Annotated in this window: 14 protein-coding genes and 3 tRNA genes; 11 read left to right on the top strand and 6 right to left on the bottom strand. The window is 52.2% G+C overall.

All coding sequences use genetic code 11. The features are described 5' to 3' along the window. Positions 1-120 precede the first annotated feature (120 nt). From GA0061077_RS03685 to GA0061077_RS03675, 3 genes are all read right to left on the bottom strand, one after another. Positions 121-196: transfer RNA gene (locus tag GA0061077_RS03685), tRNA-Phe, on the bottom strand. 45 nt (positions 197-241) lie between these two features. Beyond that, positions 242-315, bottom strand: a tRNA-Asp gene (locus tag GA0061077_RS03680). A 171-nt stretch (positions 316-486) separates the two neighbouring features. Next, entirely contained in the window at positions 487-786 is a 300-nt protein-coding gene (locus tag GA0061077_RS03675) for a hypothetical protein (RefSeq protein WP_091847504.1), read from the bottom strand. Between the two features lie 485 nt (positions 787-1,271). Between GA0061077_RS03675 and trmB the strand changes: the two genes are divergently transcribed. The 7 genes from trmB (at position 1,272) to cydC (ending at position 10,321) form a co-directional block, all read left to right on the top strand. Next, on the top strand, positions 1,272-2,069 hold the full coding sequence (gene trmB / locus GA0061077_RS03670; RefSeq protein WP_311389013.1) for a tRNA (guanosine(46)-N7)-methyltransferase TrmB: 798 nt from the start codon (positions 1,272-1,274) through the stop codon (positions 2,067-2,069). A 221-nt stretch (positions 2,070-2,290) separates the two neighbouring features. Then, a tRNA-Glu gene (locus GA0061077_RS03665) sits at positions 2,291-2,362 on the top strand. A gap of 290 nt (positions 2,363-2,652) precedes the next feature. After that, positions 2,653-3,834 (top strand): NAD(P)/FAD-dependent oxidoreductase, encoded by a 1,182-nt coding sequence (locus GA0061077_RS03660; RefSeq protein WP_091847502.1) that lies wholly within the window; start codon positions 2,653-2,655, stop codon positions 3,832-3,834. Between the two features lie 46 nt (positions 3,835-3,880). Next, positions 3,881-5,329: a cytochrome ubiquinol oxidase subunit I gene (locus GA0061077_RS03655; RefSeq protein WP_091847501.1), complete on the top strand. Its 1,449-nt coding sequence runs from the start codon at positions 3,881-3,883 to the stop codon at positions 5,327-5,329. Next, positions 5,326-6,396 (top strand): cytochrome d ubiquinol oxidase subunit II, encoded by a 1,071-nt coding sequence (cydB, locus tag GA0061077_RS03650; protein ID WP_091847500.1) that lies wholly within the window; start codon positions 5,326-5,328, stop codon positions 6,394-6,396. Before GA0061077_RS03655 ends, cydB begins: the two co-directional genes overlap by 4 nt. 150 nt (positions 6,397-6,546) lie before the next feature. Next, entirely contained in the window at positions 6,547-8,409 is a 1,863-nt protein-coding gene (locus GA0061077_RS03645; RefSeq protein WP_234696486.1) for an ABC transporter ATP-binding protein/permease, read from the top strand. Between the two features lie 13 nt (positions 8,410-8,422). Further along, positions 8,423-10,321: a thiol reductant ABC exporter subunit CydC gene (cydC, locus tag GA0061077_RS03640; RefSeq protein ID WP_234696485.1), complete on the top strand. Its 1,899-nt coding sequence runs from the start codon at positions 8,423-8,425 to the stop codon at positions 10,319-10,321. A gap of 100 nt (positions 10,322-10,421) precedes the next feature. Here cydC and GA0061077_RS03635 read toward each other — a convergent pair whose 3' ends face one another. The 3 genes from GA0061077_RS03635 to GA0061077_RS03625 all read right to left on the bottom strand — a co-directional run bounded on the left by GA0061077_RS03635 (position 10,422) and on the right by GA0061077_RS03625 (position 13,311). Continuing rightward, on the bottom strand, positions 10,422-11,390 hold the full coding sequence (locus GA0061077_RS03635; RefSeq protein WP_091847498.1) for a polyprenyl synthetase family protein: 969 nt from the start codon (positions 11,388-11,390) through the stop codon (positions 10,422-10,424). A 132-nt stretch (positions 11,391-11,522) separates the two neighbouring features. Next, complete coding sequence (locus GA0061077_RS03630) at positions 11,523-12,233, bottom strand: MgtC/SapB family protein (RefSeq protein ID WP_091847497.1); 711 nt, start codon at positions 12,231-12,233, stop codon at positions 11,523-11,525. Positions 12,234-12,429: 196 nt separating this feature from the next. Further along, positions 12,430-13,311, bottom strand: coding sequence for a glycosyltransferase (locus tag GA0061077_RS03625; RefSeq protein ID WP_091847496.1), 882 nt, complete (start codon positions 13,309-13,311; stop codon positions 12,430-12,432). Between the two features lie 56 nt (positions 13,312-13,367). Here GA0061077_RS03625 and GA0061077_RS03620 point away from each other — a divergent pair, with 56 nt between their 5' ends. From GA0061077_RS03620 to tilS, 4 genes are read left to right on the top strand one after another with little or no spacing between them, the layout of a single operon-like run. Then, a complete protein-coding gene (locus GA0061077_RS03620; protein ID WP_091847495.1) occupies positions 13,368-14,933 on the top strand; it encodes an AI-2E family transporter in 1,566 nt (521 codons plus the stop codon). After that, the gene (locus GA0061077_RS03615) at positions 14,933-16,156 is read left to right on the top strand and encodes a glycosyltransferase family 2 protein (protein WP_091847655.1); all 1,224 of its coding nucleotides are present in this window, start codon (positions 14,933-14,935) and stop codon (positions 16,154-16,156) included. Before GA0061077_RS03620 ends, GA0061077_RS03615 begins: the two co-directional genes overlap by 1 nt. Before the next feature lie 33 nt (positions 16,157-16,189). Then, complete coding sequence (locus GA0061077_RS03610; protein WP_234696484.1) at positions 16,190-17,671, top strand: D-alanyl-D-alanine carboxypeptidase/D-alanyl-D-alanine-endopeptidase; 1,482 nt, start codon at positions 16,190-16,192, stop codon at positions 17,669-17,671. Positions 17,672-17,675: 4 nt separating this feature from the next. After that, positions 17,676-18,911: a tRNA lysidine(34) synthetase TilS gene (gene tilS, locus GA0061077_RS03605; RefSeq protein ID WP_091847493.1), complete on the top strand. Its 1,236-nt coding sequence runs from the start codon at positions 17,676-17,678 to the stop codon at positions 18,909-18,911. The last annotated feature ends 1 nt before the right edge of the window (position 18,912 follow it).

Raw genomic sequence — 18,912 nt, 5'->3', positions numbered from 1 at the left:
CGAGTATTGCCGAATCGTGCAAAACACAGCGTTCTCAATTCTTGGCATTTGATTAACATGATAGGGAGAATAACCAAAAAGTCTCGAGACCGTTGTAAACAATCGGTTTCGAGACTTGAGTGGTGGCTCCGAGCGGCGTCGATCCGCTGACCTAACGATTTTCAGTCGTTCGCTCTACCAACTGAGCTACAGAGCCATGAATAATCAAAAACCCGGCGTGCCGGGTTTTTGATTATTCGAGCGACTCCGGCCGGACTTGAACCGGTGACCTCCGCCGTGACAGGGCGGCGCTCTAACCAACTGAGCTACGGAGCCGTGGCTTGCCTTCTTCAAGCAGCCGAGTTTTAATAATACTCAGATTTCATCTGAGTGCAAGTCCAAGTCCGTTTCAGCGTGTCGCCCATAACCTCTGCGGTTTTGTGACTGTAGAAACTCGACGCCGAAAGGGCATTTGCATACATCCTTCAAAAGGAGATACGGATAATCTTACCGAACCGAAATAAGTGAGGATGCGGGAAGTGCTTGCTGCCAATCGTAAAGGTAATAGGTTTCGTTAGTCTTCGCGTCGGTGTCCTCGTCGTTTGGGTAGGAATCTTCCGGAGGATAAGATTCACAGTCAGTTCCTTCGCAATACGTGCCGCCATCTTCGAGACCATCAATGTATTCGTTCAGCCCTGCGATGGACAAGAACGTTAGGGCAACCCCTATCGTGAAGGAAATCGCGCTAACGACAATGCCAGCGGTGGCCAATCTTTTGCTTTTTTCGCTGGTTCGGTTGATCTGCATCAGTAAGACGATGGAAAGAATGAGACCGAATATTGGAGACAGGAACGCAAGAACGAAGCCGACTATGCAGAGGGCATTCCATTTCTGGTACGGGGCGGGTGAGTAAGGGTAACCTTGCGGTGCTATTGGGGGTATTGGAGCGGAAGGGGAGTGATATGGGTTCTGGTTCGGTTGGGTTCCATAATTATATGAAGCTGCCTAGTATGCGGGATTGCTGTACGCGTAAGGATTCTGTTCCGGCAGAGTTTGCGCTTGCGTGGCCTGCACCTGTAGGGGCTGCATCATCGGGGTTTGTAGTTGCGGAACTTGGCCTTGAGACGTCTGGGGGGGGTAAAACATTTTGATTAGTCTGTGTCGCTGCAGGTTGCGCATTCTGATTCTGCGAATCAGACTTGACGTTGTTTGCGAGATTATTGGTGTTCATGCGTGTCGCTTTACATGCGAAAGTGGAGTTTCGTGTCGACCTTTTATTAGACTGGGCTGACGTGTTAGAAAACGACAGCAAAAAACATCATGTTCTCTCTTTTGTGCGTCGAAAGGGACGTCTCGATGACCGACTTCAACGCGCATGGCAGCGTTATGCTCCGGACTATCTGCTCGGTATTAATGAGGGCAATGGCTCGTTGGCGCTTAAGCCCGGGTTTGTTCTCGATCGCGGATTCGTTAACAGTGTATGGGGCAACGATCGTCCGCTGATAATTGAAATTGGAACCGGACAGGGCGAAAACATTGTTGCCGCCGCACAAAACCACCCTGAAAAGAATTTCCTTGCGGTGGAAGTGTACGACCCTGGTGTAGCGCATACGATGCTGCTTGCGGGTAAGCTGAGGCTTTCCAATTTGCGGATCGCGCAGATAAATGCACCGGAACTGTTTGAGTCCGGTGAAGATGACTTGGTGGAAGAGGTCTGGACGTTCTTCCCTGATCCGTGGCCGAAGATGAGGCATCATAAACGACGCATTGTTCAGCCGGATCTGGCGTCTAATGTGCATCGTGTACTTCGTGAGGGCGGTGTTTGGCGTCTTGCCACTGATATCGAGGATTACGCATTACATGTCCATGAAATCATGGATGGTCGTGAGGATTTCATCAATGATGGTTCTCTTACGGTGTCTCTGCCGACGGAACATGTCGGTAAGGGTACAGCCGACAGGGCGGCACTGCTGCCGCATGATGATTTTACCGAGGCCACGCGCTATGAAGGCAGGGTTCTGACGAACTTCGAGAAGAAGGGGCAGGCTGCGGGACGGGTCATTCATGACTTTACCTATCGCACGCGCTGAACAGTCGCGGAAAGCTTCAGAAGCCAGAGGTTGAATTTTCGTATTTCGTGCGGTGTGCTTGGCGATGTGGGGAAGTAAGGCTGACTGTGCTGGGATTGCGGTTCGGTCTTGAATGTGTTGCGGTTCAGGTGGGATCGGACTTTGTCGCAGGTCTGAGATGTTCCTCAACACGCCGGCACTTGCTTGCGTCGAGTTCGTATCTTACACTAATTAGATTGTTAGCCCCCCTCGTCTAACGGTTAGGACACCAGACTTTCAATCTGACAACGAGAGTTCGACTCTCTCGGGGGGTACTGTCAAGGGGCCGGGTGATGAATCGTCACCTGGCCCCCTCGTTATCTGACAGGTGCACCTTCGATCTATAATCTCCATAGCCCGATTTGTGCGATAGGCTGGGTGTAAACATAGATGGTTGTGATATTCGCCATAAAAACGGTCATTTTACGTTTTCGACGTTAATTTTCCGATAATTTGACGGTTTTTTGTTAGGCTGGACCTATAGTCTGAATGTTGTACATAGCGGTGACGTTTAGCCTATTGTGCTCCCGGTTTGTCCCACAAATGAATAGAAAAGGTGTGCAAGATGAAGAAAATCGTTGTACTCGGTGCTGGTTACGCCGGTATGCGAGTGGTCAAGAAACTAGCGAATGCCAAAGTTGACGTTCAGATTGTTCTGATCAACAAGAATTCGTACCATTATCAGTCAACGCAGCTCCATGAAATCGCGGCAGGCACCAAAGAGCCGGCGGATATTACCTTTGACGTGGCGAAGGTTTTCGCGAAGAAAAAGAACGTTCAGGTCGTTATCGATGAGGTTACTCGTGTTGACCAGGACGCCAAGAGCGTCGAGCTCAAGAACTCCGAGCCCATCTCCTACGATTACCTCGTTAACGCCCTTGGGTTCGAATCCGAGACTTTCGGTATCAAAGGGGCGGAAGAGAACGGTTGGTCGTTGGTTGACATCGACACCGCTTTGGCTGCACGCAAGCATCTCGAGGATACGCTGAAGCGCTACCGTTCAAGCCATGACGAGAACGATCTGAAAATCGTCGTGTGTGGTGCAGGCTTCACCAGTATCGAGTACCTAGGAGAGTTGGTCTACCGGCTTCCCGACCTTGCCAAGGAATACGGTTTCCCGCTTGAGTCGGTCAAGATTGACTGCATCGAGGCCGGCCCGAAGATTCTCGGCATGTTCGATCCGAAATTGGCCGATTGGGGCGTTAAGTATCTTGAAAGCAAAGGTGTGATTTTCCATACATCCACTCCGATTACTGAGGTCAAGCCGAATGCGGTTATGAGCAATGACACGGCTTTCCCGGCGAATACGATCATCTGGACAACCGGCGTGCACGGTAGTCATGTGATAGAGGATTCCGGATACGAACAGAAGCGCAACCGTGTGGTTGTTAAGGAAGATTTGCGGGTCAAAGGTCAGCCGGATCAGTTCATGATCGGTGATGTTTCTGCAGTTCCGGATCCGGTCAGCGGTCGTCTTTATCCCACCACCGCTCAGATTTCGATTGCCCAAGCCGATTGCGCGGCGGAAAATCTTATTGCTCTGCTCAATGGTGGAACCACGAAGAAGTTTGTTTTCAAGTCTCTGGGAACGGTATGTTCGCTCGGACCGAAGACCGGTATCGCGGCAATCGACATGATGGGCCATTGGAAGCTTAAGGGCTGGCTTGCTGCCGTATCCAAGAAGATGATTTCCGACCGCTCGACGCTCGAATTGGCTGATATTCGTACTATGCTTGGAACCGATTAATTTCACTCAGCATTGAGTAGAAATTTCGAGGGAAGAAAGGGTTACAATGACCATTTTAGGGTTGTCGCGTTTCCAGTTCGCGATGACGACGGTCTTCCACTTCTTCTTCGTGCCGTTGTCGATTGGCTTGGCTTTTACAGTGGCCGTAATGGAAACGATGTACGTGGTGAAGAGGAAATACGTTTATCGCCGCATGGCTCAGTTCTGGGGGAAGATTTTCCTTTTGAGCTTTGCTGTAGGCGTGGTGACCGGCATCATCCAGGAGTTCCAGTTCGGTATGAACTGGTCCAACTATTCACGGTTCATGGGTGACATTTTCGGAGCACCTCTGGCCATTGAGGCGCTGTTGGCGTTCTTCATGGAATCGACGTTCATCGGCGTCTGGATGTTCACATGGAACCGTTTCAAGCCTGGCGTGCATGTCATTTTCATCTGGCTGACCTGGCTGGGGTCAACCATTTCCGCCATCTGGATTCTTGCTGCAAACAGCTTCATGCAGCATCCGGTCGGCTTCGAAATCGGCAGGGATGGCCGCGCTAAGATGACGGACTTTGCTGCCATTGTGAGCAACCCGCAACTTTGGGTCTCATTCCCGCACGTCGCAACTGCCGCTTTGATGACTGGCTCTTTTGTGGTCGTCGGTATGAGTGCCTTCGGTCTGATGCGCAAGAACGCCGACAGGGTCTTCTTCACCCGCTCCATTCGAGTGGCCGCGGTCATCGCTTTGATTTCAGCTATTTTGGTCATCATCGCCGGTGATGCTCAGACGTCGTTCATCATTCACGACCAGCCGATGAAATTCGCTGCGACCGAGGGTCTGTACGACACCACGACTGGCAAGTCCGCCCCCTGGACCGTCATCGCACTGATCAATGAACAAGCGAAGACCACCAAGGGCATTGAGATTCCGGCCATGCTTTCGCTGCTTGCCTATCACAAGCTTACGGGTTCCGTGATGGGTATGAACGAGGCAAACACACAGTTGATGAACGCCTACCATGACAAGTTCCCGGGGATTGCAAACTTCTATGTGCCTACCAACGTACTGTTCTGGAGCTTCCGCTTCATGGCAGCCGTTGGTTTCGGTGTGTTGTTGCTTTCCGCTTTCGTGCTGTGGTTCACCCGCAAGTCCAAGAACACTCTGGCGGACAGCCGCTGGAAGCTCTGGATTTTGGGTATTTGCACGTATCTGCCGTTCATTGGTACCACCGGTGGCTGGCTGATTACCGAACTTGGTCGTTATCCGTGGATTGTTTACGGTCTGCAGACCATCGCGGATGCGGTCTCTCCGACGGCCACTGTACCCAGCCTGCTGTTCACCAACATCGTCTACTTCCTGCTCTTCCTCCTGATGGGTGGCGTGATGATTTTCTACTCCCGTCGTGTGCTTCATCAGGGACCTGAACCGGATCCGGATGCCGTTGCAAAGCAGTCGGAGTCGCAAACTGCTCCCGCTGTCGCAAACACAGCCGCAAGAAAGGTGGCGTTGGCATGAGTGAATTCCTTGCTAAGCCGTTGATTGACGGCGGCAACTTTTTGCAGTTGCTGTGGTTCTTTGTAATAGCGTTGGTGTTTGCCATCTTCCTCTTCCTCGAGGGCGTCGACTTTGGTGTTGGTATGGCCACTCGCGTGCTTGCCCATAACGGTGACGAACGTGCACTCTACATGCGTGCGGTCGGCCCCCACTGGGATGGCAACGAGGTCTGGCTCATCACTGGTGGCGGTGCGATGTTCGCGTCGTTCCCACTCTGGTATGCTAGCTTGTTCTCCGGTTATTACCTGCTGCTCTTCATCGTGCTGGTTGGTCTGATTCTGCGCGGTGTCTCCTTTGAGTTCGCTTCGCACGCAGTCACCGATCGTGAGCGTAGCGTATGGCAGTGGGCCAACTTTGCCGGAAGTGTCATCGCGCCTTTCGGCCTTGGCATGATGCTCACGAGCCTCATCCAAGGTGTGCCGATGGATGAGAAGGGCAATGTCTACGCCGGATTCTTCGATGTGGTCAACTGGCTCTCAATAGTCGGCGGTGTGGCTGTGGTGTTCTTCAGCTTTGTTCACGGTGTGCACTTCCTGAGCCTCAAGCTCGACAAAGAAAGCTCCTTGAGGATGCTCGACACCACGAAGAAGGTGTACTGGTTTGCATACCCGGCACTCGTCGTCTTCGTCATCCTGGCCTTCTTCTTCACTGATTTCTATCAGCGTCGTACATGGTCCACGCTGCTGATCACCGTGGTGATTCTCGCTGCGACCATCTGCGGACATGTATCTGCATACAAGAAGCGCGGCGGGTTCGCCTTTGTGGCTTCGGGACTCACGCTTGCCGGCATTATCGCCTTTATCTTCAACGGGCTGTTCCCGAATGTGATGATTGCGACCGATCCGGCCAGGAGCCTCAAGTTTGCAACCGCTTCTTCAACGCAGTACACGTTGGGAATCATGACCATCGTGCTGTGCTGTCTGCTGCCGATTGTCCTGATTTACTTCGTCTGGTCGTATTACATCCAGCGCAAGCGTCTGATTTCCGATTCATCGCCGGCTTCCATCAAGGCGGCCTTGTCCGAGTGATGAACAGGCGTTCGTTCCCGATGGGAAGCTGATATCGACGCCCGATGCTTTCATTTCCGTGACAGTGAATATGTGATAGTGTTCACTGTCACGGTGGAAACATCGGGCTTTCTTTGTCTTTATGACGTCCAATAGGGTAGGGGATTGACTGTGATTGATAAGAATCTATTCGGATTCGCCGGAGTGCGGCAACGTATGGGGTCTTTGGCTCTGCTCTCGTTGATTCAAGCTTTGTGTATCGTCGGTCAGGCTTATGGGCTTACGCGAGGACTGGTCGAGATATGGAACCTGCATTCCGTTTCCTCTCTCGTTGGACCGATTGCACAGTTCATTGTTTTTTATCTGGCTCGTCACCTTTGCGACATCGCCAAGCAGCGGATTTCGAGTCGCTGGGGCAAGGAAGTCACGGCACAGATTCGACCGCGCTTGCAGCAAAAAATTTACCGGCTCGGACCGCAGTTGCTGGCTCAACGAGGTACCGGCTCGGCGGTGACAATGCTCATCGAAGGTCTCGATCAGGTCAAGAGCTACATAGAAATTCTTTTGCCGAAGATGACTGATATGATGCTGATTTCTCCGGTCATTCTCATAGCGGTTTGGTGGGAGGACTGGGTAAGTGGTCTTATCTTGCTGCTGATGTATCCGCTTATCATTTTTTTCATGGTCATTCTTGGTCTTGCTGCCCGAGACCGTTCCAACAAGCAGTACGCTCAGTTCAATATGCTCAATACCAGATTTGTTGACAGTATCCTTGGTCTACCGACGTTGAAAATGCTGGGCGTTGACAAGAAATATGAAGACGAAATCTATAATGTCAGCGAACGTTTTCGAAAGCGCACCATAGATGTGCTTAAAGTCGCCATGACCTCGACTTTTGCACTTGACTGGTTCACCACCTTGAGCATAGCCATCGTTGCTGTTTTCCTTGGTCTGAGACTGGTCAACGGCACCATGCCGCTGTTTCCGGCCATGTTTGCCTTGGTTATGGCACCAGATTATTATCTTCCCGTGCGTCAGTTCGGCGATAATTACCATGCCACGCTTGACGGGAAAAACGCGATGCATGACATCATGAGTCTCGTTGACGGTCCTGAGACGCCTCAGGATACCGAGACCGAGTGGGATGGTTGGAGCGCCGAAAGTGAATTGAAACTCAACAATGTTGATTTCGCCTACCCAGAAGACAGTGCACCTGCAGAGGGTGACGGCGCTGAAAGTATGGCCGGTCATAATGTGGCCATAAACGCCGTCGAACAGCAGCAGAAACCAAACCAGGATGATTCGGAAGAAGATCAGATACGATTTGGCCGCGACGCCCTTCATCATGTATCGGTCGATTTCAAGGGGTATCGCAAGGTTGCCGTAATAGGCAAGTCGGGAGCAGGAAAATCGACATTGGTTAATCTGCTGGCTGGATTCAACGTTCCACACGAAGGTTCCATCGAGCTTGACGGCAGAGCTATGAACCATCTTAACGTTCAGGCCTGGCAACGTCATATCAGTTATATTCAGCAGACCCCCTATATTTTTAGCGGCTCAATCGCTGACAATATCCGTTTTTACGTGAATGGCGCCAGCGAGGAGGCTGTGAAAGCGGCTGCTCACAATGCCGGTCTGGACCAGTGGCTCGAACAACTATCCGATGGATTGGAAACCCGGATCGGAGAAGGTAACAGGGGTATCAGTGGCGGGCAGGCACAACGCATTGCGTTGGCAAGAGTGTTGCTTGACAAATCGCGTGAAGTGCTGATTTTCGATGAGCCCACAGCTCATCTTGACATCGAGACTGAATATGAACTTAAGAAGACCCTGCTGCCGATTATGGAAAATCATCTGGTGATTCTCGCCACGCACCGTCTGCATTGGCTGGGAAACATGGACCAAGTGCTTGTTCTCGAACAGGGTAAAGTCGTCGAATCCGGGGCGCCCGCTGATCTCATCGGTGCAGGCGGCGCGCTCGATGGTCTCATAAGCGAGATGGGGGGTAACCAGATTGACCGGTACCTCGACTGAAACGTCGCGCAACTTGAAGGCCAACACAGCTCAGAAACGCAACAAGAACGGTTTTGGCGGAGCAACCATGAACGATGGCAGTGAAATACGGGTTTCCGTATCTTCCGACCCGGTAGACAACAAGAAGACCAAGCTGCGTGATTATCTGCGCCTTTGGGATAATGACCATTGGTTCTGGCCGCATTTGAAGGAAAACAAGGGCAGGCTTGCCATGATTTTTCTCTTGGGTGCCATGACTTTCGTATGCGCAGCCGCTTTGATGTTCACCTCGGGGTATCTCATCAACAGCTCGGCTCGCATGCCATACAACATCCTCATGGTCTACGCGCCAATCGTGCTCACCCGGGCATTCGGCATCGGCCGGCCCGTCTTCAAATACATCGAACGGCTCAAGAGCCATGATTGGGTGCTTCACGTCATTTCTAAATTGCGTGTTCAGCTTTACCGTACTTTGTCCAAGGACGCCGCGTTCCTCAACGAACATGAGCGTACGGGCAATGTGCTGAGCCTTCTCGCTGATGATCTGGACCACCTTGAGAATTTCTATCTGCGTACCATTTTCCCCACTGTGGTGGCTTATATTCTCTGGGTTGTCGTCACGATTGCTCTGGGTGTGTTCTCGTGGGTTTCGTCTTTGTTGCTGTTCATCATGCTTGCATTGGTGCTCATTCTTGTTCCGTTGGTCTCGTTGAGATTCTCAACTGCCCATTTCACCTTGGAAAAGCGTTTGCAGGCTCGCGAATACACCAAGGTCACCGAAAGTTACCTTGGTCTGAGCGACTGGGTTATTACGCACAGGGATAAAGATTTCACCGCAATCGGTGCCGATGAATACCACCGTATTCAGGAAAGCAGGGATCAGCAGAAGATTTTCGAACGTTGGCGCGACTTTGCCATTCAGATGGTTTTCGGAATCATCGCCATCGGGTTGATGGTCGGAGCCGGGTTTACCATGACGGGATCGAAATCTGTTGCCGATTGGTCGGCCTCCATTGTCCTCGCGGTTTTCCCGTTGGTCGATTGCTTCATAACTGTGGCACAGGCGACTGCGGAAATACCGCTGTACAGCGATTCGATCACCCATCTCAACGAGCTAACGGAACGGGTGGAATCGCGCCAAATAACACCGGTCGCTCAAGAAAAACTGAATGGTCCTATTGAGACTATCGATTTCGATCATGTCACCTTCGCCTATGGGCCGGGGCAGCCAAAACTTCTGGACAATTTCAGCCTCCATATCGAGGCGGGGCAGAAGATCGCGTTGCTGGGACCCAGCGGTGAAGGAAAAACCACGATTCTTCAGCTATTGCTCGGCGACCTTGTTCCCGATGCCGGAAGCATCACTGTCAACGGTATTCCCGTGACTGCTTTGCAGGATGAGCGCGCCCGATTGTTTAGTTATCTCAATCAGCAGGCATTCCTGTTCAATTCAACCGTTTCCGAGAATGTACGTTTGGGGGCGCCGGACGCTTCGGATGATGATGTTTGGGCTGCATTGAAGGCCGTGCATCTTGACGAGGTGGTGCGGGCTCTTCCCGACGGGATCGATACCTCCGTTGATGAGGCCGGACATCGATTCTCTGGTGGGGAGCGTCAGCGTATCGCGCTTGCTCGCATCGTACTCAAAGACACACCGGTGATACTGCTGGACGAACCTACGATCGGCCTCGATCCGATTACCGAGCGTGATTTAATGTCGATGATTTTCGCTGCTTCCCAAGGACGGACCATGGTGTGGGTGACACACCATCTGCAAGGGCTGGAACAGGCGGATCGAGTGGTGTTCTTGGACAACGGCAACATCGCCATGCAAGGTGCCCCTGCCGAGCTGTATCGAACCAATGCGCGTTTCCAAGAACTGTATCGTCTTGATGTCGGCGACATTGCGTGCGGTGCGGAAAGCGAAGGGTGATCCAATCCATGGAAACCAATCGGCGGGCAGACATGCTGCTTGTGTGTCTGCCCGCCGATTGATACGTGATCCGGAATGTGTCTTTATCGAGACCCGATCGTCAAATCGTGGAAATCAATCTGTCGAGTGATTTAAACAAAGTCTTCATGGTACTTGCGTTGAGCGGGGGATATGATTTGTCGGTCAACGCGCCCTTGGCATCGTCTATGTGGCCAATCGCCTCGGCTTTGGCCTGCTGCATGAACTGCGGATGTGAACTGAGATAGTCCAAGGTTTTGAGTGGGTCGTCGAGCTTGACGATGTCCACAAATGTCGGATCGGCTTGCATTGCCAAGATGACCGGCAAGGTGTAAATGCCGTCTCTGATGTCTTCAAGCTTCGGTTTTCCGGTGTCGTGACCGACGTTGAAATCCTCCAGGTCATCCACGATCTGGAAGGCCATGCCCAGATGATTTCCGAACGAAGTGACCTGTTCCAGTGTCTGCGGTGAAAGGCTGTCGGATGACAGTTTGATTCCGGTGATTGCAGCCAGGCGGAACAACGCTGCGGTTTTGCCGGTTATGGCCTGCTCGTAATACTCTTTGGTAGTGTCGGTGTTGTGCCGAGCGCGCTCCTGCAGCAGATCGCCGGCGACGATTTCGTTGACTGTATGGGCCTGTTCGACGATAAAGTTGGTGTCGGGTGCAATGCCGGCCATGATCTCCATGTACCGTGACAGGATAAGGTCACCCATATAAATTGCTGCTTTGTTGCCGTGCTTGACATGCATGGTTGGCTCATTGCGGCGAACAGAGGCATTATCGAGTACGTCGTCATGCACCAGAGTGGCCAGATGCAGCATCTCGATGGCTTCGGCTGCAGTGATGATACGATTCGAAGCTGCGTGCAGTTTGTCTTGGGTGGCATACGAAAACAGCAAAACCAGCGAAGCTCGGATCATTTTGCCGTTATTGTCGAGTAGGTGACGGTAATCGTCGCGATACGGAGTGACGGTGTCTTCTTCCTGGCGCAACGCTTCCACCACGCGCTGCAAATCGTTATGCAACAGGAACTCCTGTTGATTTGGCATGGGCGTCTGACCTCTCGTCGATAGGATTGAGATAATCCAACGGGTGTACTCAAATATAGCATGAGCGTCTATTGCCGTGATGTCGTGGCGTATGCTGTTTATCCTGGTATTCGGATGATTGCAGTTGATGCCTCAATCGATGTTATTGATTCTTGTGACTGAAATCACGCCGTCTATGCTGCTCAGGTCACTGATCAGCGCTTTGCTGTCGCGTCCACGTATTTCCAAATTGGCGGAAACGATATGTCCTCGTTGACTCGGTTCGTTGTCCATGTCATCGGATTTGCGTGTGGAAAAGCCTTCCACGGAAATGTCATGGTTCGTGCAAACTGAAAGAATAGAGCGCAGGATGCCTTGACCGTCGCGGTATTGTAATCGCAAGATGTCATCGCTGCTGAAATCAGGAACCACCAATCTAACGAGAAACGGCAGCAACCTCACTGCAATGAAGTAAAGAATGGTACATACCAATGCCGGTACGAACATCCCTGCCCCGCATGCCGTACCAATGGCGGCTGTCATCCATATGGAAGCTGCAGTTGTTAGACCGTGCACATGCGAGCGCTGGGTGAATACGATACCGGCGCCGATAAAACTGATGCCCGAGACGATTTGCGCGGCAATACGGGAAGGATCGATCTTGACGTTGGTGGACAGAACATTCATGAACCCGTATTCGCCGATGATGACGAACAAAGCCGCTCCGACACCCACCAAGGCATGGGTGCGCGTGCCGGCATCCTTATGCTTGGCCTGCCGTTCCATTCCAATCGATGTTGAAAGCACCAACGCCTCGAACAAATAGAGCGCCTGCCAAGCCCACATCGTCAACTGGGTTTCCATCGGTTCTCTTGGCCCCCTAGTAGTTGTATCATCTATGCATCAATCGCCGCTGAGCTGACTCATGGGCAATGCTCCGTACCTTGAACGAAAGTGTAAAGTGGTGGAACCTGCGTAACAGTGTTCTAATTCGAGGTGGGGACGATTGGGGCATCAACCGCATAGCGCATGTGTTTCCATCGGTTCTTGATATGCGGTCTTAGAACGTTTGATCAGATGTTGTCTTGGGTAGTTCGGCCTGTTCCTTGCTCCATATCTGCTTGGCTGGTTCGATGTGGCGCAGATGCAGATATTTCTGATAAACAGGGTACAGTGCACGCAACGGCGGATACAGCGCGTAGAGTGCGTATTCGGTGTCGTGAGCGCGAGAGTGATCGGGGTGCGCGTCAAATGTGTTTTGAAAACGTTGCATATATTTTCGAAACGAGGGGAACGGGGTGTCCATACGCCGGGCGCTCACGCCGGTAATCATGTTCCGGCAATACCCAGTTTTGAGACCTTGATCGATAAGGTGCAATGAAATATCGATGTCTTCATGCATGATGTCAGGTTTGTCACGGCATACCTTGTTCTTTATTGTTCTCCAAGCGCTGGCACGAAGTGCCATGTTGGAACCAAACAACAGCACTTTGCCGCCGTCGGCGCGATAGGTGAAGCGGCGTATCTTATCGTCGCTTGTAATTCCCAGATGCTTGGCTGGCATGTCGTAGTAGACCGCCGGTCCCGTGGCTCCCATAATCTGCGGATCTCGGGAAAAAAGATCGGCGACGGTTTCGACCCAGTCGGGTTTGAGCATGCAATCTGCATCGATGCGGCCGAATACGTCGCCCTTGGCGTTGGTGAAACCGAAGTCGCGTGTCGGGATAAGTCCCTGTTCTTCATCCTGATGAAGGAGTTTCACGTTGGAATCGGGGTGAGATGCGATAAAACTCTCGACCAATGTGCAGGTTGCATCGCTCGACCGGTTGTCAACTACGATGATCTCGTATGGGGAGACACTTTGCCGCATTGCGTTATCTAGACAATTGACAATTCGTTCCTGTTCGTTGTACGCAGGAATCACGATAGAAACATCGACCATGATAGACGAGGATATTCCAAGTCGTCTACACATGGGGCGAGGTAAGATTGTCAATCATGAAACAACGTGGGCAACAAGACGAAAACAACAACAGCCAGAAAATTGACTTTGCTTCGGTATTTCCTCAGAAAGGGGATTCCCGAAGGCCGCCGGATTGGTGGGGAAGGGCATTACTTTACACTGCGATGGCCGTCTTTGTCTGCCTTTTTCTATACAGGTCATGGGGCAAAGTTGAGTTCGTCGTTCTTGACATCATCATCTCGATCTTCATCGCTCTGGCGATGGAGCCGCTCGTGGTGCGGCTGGTGCGCCATGGGTGGAAACGCGGGGTTGCCTCGGGTGTCACTTTGGTGGGGCTTATTGTCCTTGTGCTGGCGTTGATGGCCATGTTCGGCAACATGTTCGTCACCCAGATGTTTTCGATGATCAAGGATATTCCCGAACTGTACGATCAGGCACGTGATCTTTTGAAGGTACACACAGATTTCAACCTTCCGGAGATATCCAATCTCGGCACTGAAATCGCTAAAAATATACAGACCTCTTGGGTCACCGATTTTGCCGGTCAGGCTGTCAGCACAACAGTGGGGTTGTTTGGTGCTCTGTTGAATCTGCTGACCATCGTTATGGTGACGTATTACGTTTCCGCGGCTGGTCCCAAGATGCGCAGGAGCTTGTGCCAATGGCTCGGTCCGGTCGCGCAGCGTCGTTTCCTGCTCGTTTGGACGGTGGTGCAGGACCAGATTTCCGGTTTTTTGTTCTCTCGAACGATTCTGGCCATCTTCAATGCTTTCTTCACTTCTATATTCCTCATGGCCATCAAGGTTCCCAATTGGTTGCCGTTGGCGCTGTTCTGCGGTATCGTTTCCCAGTTCGTCCCTACGATCGGTACCTACATCGGCGGTGCTCTACCGGTGATTTTCGCATGGAGCTCGCGTGGGCTTGTGTATGCGGTCGCTGTCGTTATCTTCATTGTTATCTACCAGCAGATCGAAAACCTCATCATCTCACCGAAGGTCTCCCAGCGAACCATGGACCTCAATCCGGCCATCGCCTTCTTGTCGGTACTCGTGCTGGGTGCTGTTTTCGGCGCTCTTGGGGCGTTCTTGGCCCTGCCAATCACTGCAAGTTTGCAGGCGATTTTCAAGGTGTCCACCAAACGCTATGATCTGGTGGATTCGCCGTTGATGAGCGACCCGGTACCTGTCAGCAAATCCAAGGTGGTAGCAGGGGCTGAAGCCTTCAACGAACATGTAGTCCAGCCGGTTGCGCAGCACATGCCGCGTGCTGCGAAAGGATCGAGTGCAAGGGTTCCCGTCGACGATGAGTTGCGTAGTTTGCGTGATGCCGCTTATTTGTCGAATTTTGCGTCGAACGGAGAATTCACAAGTTCCAATCTGGATGAATCAGAAACCCAAGCAATCCCTAAGGGCGCTCTTTCGGATGTCGGTTCGGAGCGCAGGCATCTTATGGGCAGCGATGAGGCGGATGCTGCTGATGCACACACGTCGGAGTCTGCCGAAGAGAATCCTTCGAACGATGTTCAGGGCGGAGCGCACGGTAAGGTAGTGGGCGAAAAGTCTCATGGTGAAACCGACAATCCAAGGAAAGGATGGCGCTGATGGTATATCTGAACATTCTTGACGTTCTTATGTTCATATTGGGCGCCGTAAGCCTCGGTTATCAGGCCGCCTGCATTATTGCCTCGCTGTTCCATCATCGCATCACCTTTCCAACGGTTCCGATGGACAAGCGGTACGCCGTGCTTATTTCGGCTCGCAACGAGGCCAAAGTCGTCCCGAACCTCATCAACTCCATTCGTGAACAGACCTATCCATCCAGTCTTGTCGATATCTGGCTCGTAGCTGACAATTGCACCGATGATACGGCTGAAGTCGTGCGCGGCATGGGATGCCAAGTCGTCGAGCGGCATAATCTGGAAGAAATCGGCAAGGGTTATGCGCTCACTTATCTGCTCGACGAGATGATTGAGCGTGGAGTAGCCAGCGATTATGAAGCGTTTTTTGTCTTTGATGCCGACAACAAACTGGACAAGCATTATATCGAGGAGATGAACAAGGCATTCCAGTCCGGGTTCCGAATCCTCACCAGTTACCGCAATTCCACGAATATTTCCGAGAATTGGGTTTCTTCCGGTTCGGCCCTTTGGTTCATTCGGGAATCCCGCTTCCTGAACAATTCACGAATGTTGTTCGGCGCAAGCTGTCATGTGGGTGGTACGGGGTTCATGTTCTCGCAAGAGGTTATGCAGCGCAACAACGGATGGAAATTCCATCTGCTCACTGAAGATCTTGAGTTCACGATGGACTCCGTATTGCACGGCGACCGCATCGGATACTGCGGCACGGCAATACTTTACGATGAACAGCCCGTTTCGTTTTTGCAAAGCTGGCGGCAACGGCTTCGTTGGAGCAAGGGCTTTTTGCAAGTCTTCCGGTATTACGGGCCTTTGCTGATTAAACGCGCAATCAAAGAGCGCGATTTTTCGGCCTTTGATTTCACAATGCTGATTTGCCCGTTCATGCTGCTTGGCATGGTGAGGGGCGCGTTGGGCATTCTTTTTGCTGCGTTTGGTTTTGTTTCATGGACAACTCAAATCGATGCAGCGATTACATGGACGATTGGCGGTGCATTCGGTTTGTTGGCCATGATGTTCCTTGCAGGGCTCACTGTTTTTGCTGAACGTGACCAGATTGGCGCATCCAATAAGGAATTGCTTGCCTATGTACTTAGCTTCCCGATTTATATGGCCAGTTATATCCCGATTTCCTTCCAGGCCGTTTTCTCAAGGGCGCAATGGAAACCGATCGAGCATAAAGGTTAGCTTCCTTGGGCGGTAACGTAAGTAGGAGTGGTTGTGGCTACACAAGAACAAGGGTTTTCTGAGCGCGGCATGTATGTGTACAGGAAGGATTATACCGAGCGCAACCGTGTCTCACGCATCGTCATCTCTGCGTTGGTTACAATATTGCTTTGCGCGTCGTATGTCTTCGCCGATTTTCGAGGATTGGTTCCTGGTCCACTGACCGTTCTTCCTGCCGACACGAATTCATCGAGGATTTCCGGTGCAATGAGGGAGAACATACCCATCGCCGGACCTGTAAATCTTAATAAGCCTATTGACGTAAACGCTGCGAACGGTTTGATTGAGGCCTTTGCCAGTACTCCCGGGGTCGGCGCTGATTTCTCCGTTGCTGTGTCCGATGCTTCCGGCACTATTGTGGCTTCACGTGATCCGGACACTCCGCGTGAGCCTGCATCGACCATGAAGACGCTCACTGCGCTGGCGGCCTCTTCAACATTGGATATGGGGTCGACGTTCCGCACCGAGACCTTGCTTGAGTCCTCCGATCAAGAGGCGGATGAACCTGCAAAACTCGTACTTACTTCTGATGGCGATATGTTGTTGGGTGCAGGGCAGAACGATCCCGATCATATCAACGGCAGGGCCGGGCTTGCCACGTTGGCCGACGAGACTGTTGCAAGTCTGAAAAAACGAGGTATCGAGCACATTCATCTGCAATACGATGATGAGCTTTTCGGGACTGTCCGATATCCGGCCAATATTGACTCCAACAATATCAACCACACCAATTACACCGGCATCGCTTCGATGGCTGTTGATGGGGGAAGGCAATGGAAGGGGGAGAATCACGACATCGATCAGTACACCGCGTACCCTGAGTTGTCGATAACGCCTGCCCATGATGCTGCTCTTGTTTTCTCTTCGCTTCTGTCACAACGTGGCGTTGCCGTCGACGACGAGGTAACTTCCGGTCGATCCCATGGCAATGCGGAACGCATAGCCACAATCAGCTCGGCAACCTTGGCTGAAGTAATGGCGTTTACCATGCGACATTCCGACAATACTTTGATTGAGGAGTTCGGCAGGCTTACATCGTTGAAAATGAGGGGTGAAAACAGCCCTGAAGGGGCGACGAAAGCCGTGAAACAACAGCTCAACAAGATGGGCATTGACACGGCGAACCTGCAGATGCAGGATTGTTCCGGGCTTTCTGCAGGGTCAACTCTTACGGTCAGGACATTGGTTGAACTTCAGTCCCGAAATCTTAAAATCGGTCCCGGGTCCTCGGCAGGGGAAGGATTGTCCATTCCGGGGCTTGTCGGCACTGCTCAGACACGTTTGCATGATCCCGGTGCGGCCGGGTTGTTGCGCGTTAAAACCGGTTCCCTTGAACATGTTACTTCGATGTCCGGCAATGTCTCTCGCAAGGGTGGCGGCGTGCTTTCCTTCGCTGTTGTGGTTAACAGTCCGGAAAATTATGCGGAGGCGAAAGAAGCCATTGACACGTTCATGTCATCGTTGGTGGAACTCTGAGACCATGGTGTATTCGGCGACCGTGAAGAAGGCGATCGGTGACGTTCGCAATTCGCTTGCTGGCATAGGCATTGTACGACAGCACTCTCGTTTTGCCGGACATGGAGTGCATACTCCCGATGCCAACGCGCCGACGGTGCTGGTGGCATGCTCGGGAGGACGCGACTCGATGGCTCTCGCGGCCGTGAGTCAAATCGTTTCCGGAATGCTGGGAATCCATTGCGGCGCCGTCATTATTGACCATCGACTTCAGGATGGTTCCGAACAGGTGTCGAAGGATGCGGCTGATCGTTGCACGGCTCTGGGGCTGGGTCCGGTTATCGTGCGCAGTATCGATGTCAAAGGTGCGCACGATGGGCATAGCGCTGAAGATATGGCGCGACAGGCACGATACGAAGCGATTATTAATGTGGCCCGTCAGATCGGTCACGTTACCGTGTTGCTAGCTCACACCCGTGATGATCAGGCTGAGACGGTGGCGATGGATTTGATGCGTTCCAGTGGCATTGAAGCACTTTGCGGGATGCCGGCCGCGTTTGTTCAGGGCGGGGTATGTTTCGATCGTCCGTTTCTTGATCTCACACGCGCACAGACCACTGCGATCTGTCGTGAGTTGGGGATTGCTTGGTGGGATGACCCGACCAATGGTGATACGGAACCTGCGGATCAGTCACTGCCCGCAAACTATCCGCTTCGCTCGCGTGTGCGCCACACACTTATGCCGTATTTGTCGTCGTTCTTCGGCGGTGATTTTTCGGCTCACTTAGCGCAGGGAGCTGGTATCGCCCGCGTCGATAGGGATTTTCTTGAGGCCTCAACGGATGACTGGTACCGCAAGATCGTTTGTTGGAATGAAGCTGAAGGCCTTCGTGATCAGAGGGGCCGGAACGCTGATGTCGCAGCGGATACAAGGTCGATGAGTGATCAAGGCTTGCAATCGTTTGGATCGGATTGCAAATCAGAAGTTGGTTGCGGGGAACGTGCGGATGCTGAGGTATACACCCATCTTGATCGAACCTTGATTCTGCGTGTTAAACCGCTGGCCCAAGCGCACTCGGCCATTCGACGTCGCGTCATCGCGCGTGTATTGGCGCAGCTGGGACTGTCGTTTACTTCTCGGCATGTCTTGTCCATTGAAACACTGGTAACGCACTGGCATGGTCAGGGTTTCGTTTCACTTCCCAGCGGATATTCAGCAAATAGGCAGCGAGACGTCATTCACCTGTGTAAAAATAGGTGAC

Source organism: Bifidobacterium commune, from assembly GCF_900094885.1.
Lineage (GTDB): Bacteria > Actinomycetota > Actinomycetes > Actinomycetales > Bifidobacteriaceae > Bifidobacterium > Bifidobacterium commune.
Note: the sequence above shows the minus strand (reverse complement) of the source record. Positions and strands in the feature narration are given on the sequence as shown.